The organism is Candidatus Cardinium hertigii (genome assembly GCF_003788695.1).
The window spans coordinates 89,439-94,031 of record NZ_RARA01000026.1; the positions used below are offsets into that span (position 1 = coordinate 89,439).

At 29.9% G+C, this 4,593-nt stretch carries 5 protein-coding genes and 1 pseudogene; 3 read left to right on the forward strand and 3 right to left on the reverse strand.

What is annotated here, in order from left to right; all coding sequences use genetic code 11:
* Positions 1 to 491 precede the first annotated feature (491 nt).
* From EDM02_RS04250 to EDM02_RS04260, 3 genes and pseudogenes are all read right to left on the reverse strand, one after another.
* A complete protein-coding gene (locus EDM02_RS04250) occupies positions 492 to 1,082 on the reverse strand; it encodes a hypothetical protein (RefSeq protein ID WP_123663031.1) in 591 nt (196 codons plus the stop codon).
* A 218-nt stretch (positions 1,083 to 1,300) separates the two neighbouring features.
* Positions 1,301 to 1,732, reverse strand: a complete 432-nt coding sequence (locus EDM02_RS04255) for an NUDIX domain-containing protein (protein ID WP_123663029.1) — start codon at positions 1,730 to 1,732, stop codon at positions 1,301 to 1,303.
* Between the two features lie 380 nt (positions 1,733 to 2,112).
* A pseudogene (locus EDM02_RS04260) lies at positions 2,113 to 2,431 on the reverse strand (transposase); the annotation flags it as partial.
* 183 nt (positions 2,432 to 2,614) lie between these two features.
* On the opposite strand from EDM02_RS04260, the gene EDM02_RS04265 reads away from it, so the two are divergent.
* The 3 genes from EDM02_RS04265 to EDM02_RS06160 are packed head-to-tail and all read left to right on the forward strand — an operon-like array spanning position 2,615 to position 4,373.
* Entirely contained in the window at positions 2,615 to 3,934 is a 1,320-nt protein-coding gene (locus EDM02_RS04265) for a glycosyltransferase family 4 protein (RefSeq protein WP_123663028.1), read from the forward strand.
* A complete protein-coding gene (locus tag EDM02_RS04270; protein ID WP_123663026.1) occupies positions 3,935 to 4,054 on the forward strand; it encodes an NAD-dependent epimerase/dehydratase family protein in 120 nt (39 codons plus the stop codon).
* 49 nt (positions 4,055 to 4,103) lie between these two features.
* Entirely contained in the window at positions 4,104 to 4,373 is a 270-nt protein-coding gene (locus EDM02_RS06160; protein ID WP_420886342.1) for a Rossmann-fold NAD(P)-binding domain-containing protein, read from the forward strand.
* The last annotated feature ends 220 nt before the right edge of the window (positions 4,374 to 4,593 follow it).

Below are 4,593 nucleotides of genomic sequence, written 5' to 3' on the forward strand. Positions count from 1 at the left end.
TCAGATACGGTTATACTGCCATCTGCATGAAGATCATAACTTTTTTTCCCTTTAGGACATCTGGGAGTAGGAGTTATTGAAGCATCAATAGCAGCTGAGCCATTTTTAACCAGTACCCCATGGGCAGATAGCTGGTCATTAATTATATTTAATAACCTCTCTAGTGCCTTCTTCTTTGTAAGCATAGTCCTAAATCTGCTTAANAAGTAGGGGACTATAGGCAGGTTTGCCAGATAAGCGTAGGCCTTTAGCATAATAAATGCGAAGTTCTTTTTCAATTGTTGACCAATCAATTATTTTAGTGATTTGATCAAAAAAGGTATGTTTACATTTACGTTTACTTGCTGAAATATCTGCTAAACTTAATTGACCACTTGTTTGGATTGCCATAACTATACATTAGTAATAATTCTAAAAAAATAAACACCGAAAACTCATGTTAACTTAACCATTTTTTCAATGAGGGGAAAGTGGATTATTTATGATTAAATTTAATTGTCTATTGCAACGGCCTCATTATGAGTTAAAGGTTGAGTTTCTAACCAGAAAAAGAATGGAGGTAATGATTGATGTATTCTTATACCTAACCACTTATTATACCAAATGGTGAGATCGCGATGGCAAGGATCAATTGCTTCTATCCAGTACCGTCCCCATGGAGCTTTTTTTTTAAAATCAAAGAATGTATCGTTATTTAAAAACAAAGGGTTATAGCCTTTAGAAATATTGCCCTCTATACTAGTAAAATATTCTGTAAATTGTTCTTCAATAGGCTTATTAATATTATATATAGGATCACATAATGCTAAAATATAGTTTTTTCTTTTTATTGATATTTCGTATAGATATTTATATAGAGAAGCATCTACACTCCTACTGATATACAACTCCTGCAGCTTATTTATTATCTCGTTTAAAAGTTGTATCTTAGACTGAAGGTTTTTTTGATTTTCAATATGAAGTTCTTCATATTTTTTTAATATATTGCACAATTGCTGGTTTATGCTTGAATGAAAATGTGCCTCTATAGTGTTTAAGTGTGGTACATCTATCCAACTAATGCTCCTATTAAAGTTTTCCATTTATTTATGTACTCGCCCCACCATTTAAAGTTGTCAATAAGTTTATATACTTATATGATTACTGTTTATGATTTTTATTAAATTTAAATGCAATATATTTTGCCTGTTTATAACAAAAAAGTATTAAACCAGCGCTTGGATACTCATTTTTTATATTTTAGTCGTTTTAGCATATAAATACCAATAAAGCAGTTTTATTAACATAACTAACCTAGAACTCATATTAAACTTAGAAAGCTAGGTTGAGATATTTTTTCATATTGTTTTAATAAGCTATATATTCCTTTAGGCAAAAAGCCTAACTTTTCAAGTTGATTAAACTTAGTCCAATAAAACTTTAAATGAGCCTCTTTGGATTTTATTTCTCTGCTTTTCAAAAAATTGTTAGAAGCAACTTGAAATACAGCACAAAATTCATGGAACGGATTACCGCTATTGCCCCAAATATTTTCTACTACTCCTATAAAATTGCCAATTTTTAAATCAGTTACCATCATTTCCTCCCTTAATTCTCTTAAAAGGGCCGAATGCATACTCTCTTTATACTTTACATGCCCCCCAGGTAGAAATAGGTGAGTTCCAGTGTCAGCAATTAAAATATAATCTTCATCTCTTATATACGCTCTTGCAATGAAATGTATTTTGTCCATATGTTTATATAACGTGAGTTCTGAATTTCTGAATTAGGAAACAACAAACAGTTTACAAAAGCTCCTTTGTGTTTTACATTTGAAGGTCATTATTAGGAACCAACAAAACAAAGGAAAAATATGAATATAAAAAAATTAATATAACTCTATTATATATACAGTTGATGAATTTTACAAAAGTTTATGCCTTATTTTTATTAGCTTTTAAAGCAATTTTGCCGATGTTTTTGTGGGTTTACAATAAACTATGATAGATTTAGCAATCCCGATTATTTAATCATAAATCCGCCTATGACTAGGATGTAAGTGCCACATTTCTTTACCGGAGGAGATTAACTCAGCTAAAGATTATCGGATTTATGCAAAAAAATATAGAAGCTTTACTTTTCTGTTCTGCAGCATGCATATGCTATTCTTCCTGCTATTAAATTGACTAAACAATTAGGTATGCTTCTATGCCTAGCATGTTCTAATGTTTTTTAATTGATCAATAACTGTTTCAATAATAGAACATTTTCTATGTATCAATTTATTCCATAAATACATAAAAGCATTTTTTATATTTTTTTTAATTTTGGTAATCAATTGTATACCTTTATTTATAAGTTTATCAAATAATTCTTTTCCTATGTACCCTTTGTCACCAAACAGTTTACCTGTTAATTGCTTACATAACGACATTACGGTTAATCTGTCATTGTAAAGCTATAATAGGAATAATGATACTAATCTTGTGCAAATTGGCAGTATAAGTAAATCTATGGAATAATAGCAATCCCAATTATTTTATGTCATAAAAAATATAGGCATTATAAAATTTTAACATATAAGATGGTAGTTTTATAGTGTACCTGTCAAATCAAATTTTAATTGCTACAAATTATGTATACTAAGCATTTTTTCTCTAACAAAGTTTTAGAATTCAATGAAACAGATAACACTATTTCTGAGCGTTCATATAATTCTCCAACAAAAGAAAACTATAGGATAGGAATTATTATTGATACTGTATTAACTTTGCCTCCTTTAACTGGTGTGACTTATAGATTATATCATTTATCCTTATCATTAATAAACAAGGGTCAAGAGATAATATGGATAATATGTAACAGGAATTTTAATCAGCCTTCTGAGGCGGAAATTTTAAAAGACATACCAATTAAAATGCATATTCTTCATGAAGAAGATTTCTATAATATAAAACTACTTGCACAACTTGTACTTGTAGAAGGTTTGGATATTCTTCAATTTGAAATATCCCAAACTTTTTTCTCATTAGGAATAAATTTAAGAAGGCTGTCTAATAAACCATGTGTTTTAGAGAACCATGATATAGAATATGATTTACAACTCTCTTTAGGTAATAATGAACGGGTAAATGAATTAATATTTATGCAGGCTTTATCGTGTAAAATTGCTGATGCAGTCGTGTGTATGACACAAAATGATAAAGAACTAATAATGCAAAAGTTCCTAATAGAACCCGAAAAAATTATTTTAGCCCCTAATGGTATTGAAAAACCCTTTAAACATAAAGTACCTAATAAAACCAATAAAAAAAATAAAACAATAGTCTTTTTAGGAAATTTTTTTTATAAACCTAATGCTGATAGCTTAGTTTATTTCTTAAACAATATTCTAACCGACTTAAAAAAACTATTTCCTGAAATTAATATCAAAGCTATAGGAATGATGCCAAACGAAATTCTTACTAGGTATGATTACCTACAAGGATTTACTTGTACTGGACCTTTGAATCATGCATTACTCGCTAAGGAATTAGCTTTATCAGATATAGGTATGTGCAATGTTTTTTCTGGATCAGGCATGAAAGTAAAGATATTAACCTATGCTTCTTTTGGCTTGCCAATTATAGCTACTTCACGAGGTGCTGCAGGTTATGAGGATATCCCTTCTTTAATCATTACTGATGGCTCTAAAAGAGATATTATCAAGAAAATCAGCATGCTTTTAAAGGAGCCACATAAAGCTGCTCAAATAGGAAAAGAAAATCGCAGCTATGTACAAAAGCATTTACTTTGGAATAATATTACAAATGCTATGAAATATGCATATGATATGGCATATGCATCATTTCATAGTAAAAAAGTATATTTAAAATCTTTTAAGCCATTCTGGTTGGAGGAAAATAGAGTTAATAAACTTACTTGTCGTAAGCATATCATTGTAAATGATAAATAAATGAAAATTCTTATTACAGGTGGAGCAGGGTTTGTGGGTACTAACCTTATAAAGGAACTCAAGAATGAGCTGATTAATTTAGCAGTAGTAGATAATTTCTCCACAAAAAAGCTTAGGTAACTTAGAAACTGCTAGAGATTATATTTATGTCAAGGATGTAGTAGAAATAATAAAAAAAAGCATCATAAATGAAACTACTTATAATATCACAATAAATGTTGGGACTGGGATTCCTACCAGTGGCTATCAACTGATAAACATTTTTGAAAAAGCTTTAAAACATAAAATAGAGGTTATTAGTAGCCCAGAGAAATTAAGGAAAATTGATGTGCCTTTCTTGTATGCTTGTAACGAAAAAATAAAAAAAGTACTAAAATGGAATCCTACTATTTCCCTTGAAAAGGGTATAGCATCGCTTATTAATAATCAAAATGCGTAATATTTTATAATACAATTGTAAAGGGAATAAACAATTTGCTACGGCTACCTTGGTGGCTACGACATTAGCGACTGCTTGGGGTGGGGGAGGTTTGGTACGTACGGTAGAACAGGTACATCATCTTGGTCTTTTTTATATAATATTCAGTTTACTTTCCAAAAATCTCTGGGTTATTAGCATATTGGCAGTACGTATGGGGCCATTTATGCAACACCTCTCT

Excerpts from the sequence above, each read along its gene's own strand:
- EDM02_RS04250 (WP_123663031.1), bottom strand. The coding sequence starts at position 1,082 with ATGGAAAACTTTAATAGGAGCATTAGTTGGATAGATGTACCACACTTA.
- EDM02_RS04270 (WP_123663026.1), top strand. The coding sequence starts at position 3,935 with ATGAAAATTCTTATTACAGGTGGAGCAGGGTTTGTGGGTACTAACCTT.
- EDM02_RS04255 (WP_123663029.1), bottom strand. The coding sequence starts at position 1,732 with ATGGACAAAATACATTTCATTGCAAGAGCGTATATAAGAGATGAAGAT.
- EDM02_RS04265 (WP_123663028.1), top strand. The coding sequence starts at position 2,615 with ATGTATACTAAGCATTTTTTCTCTAACAAAGTTTTAGAATTCAATGAA.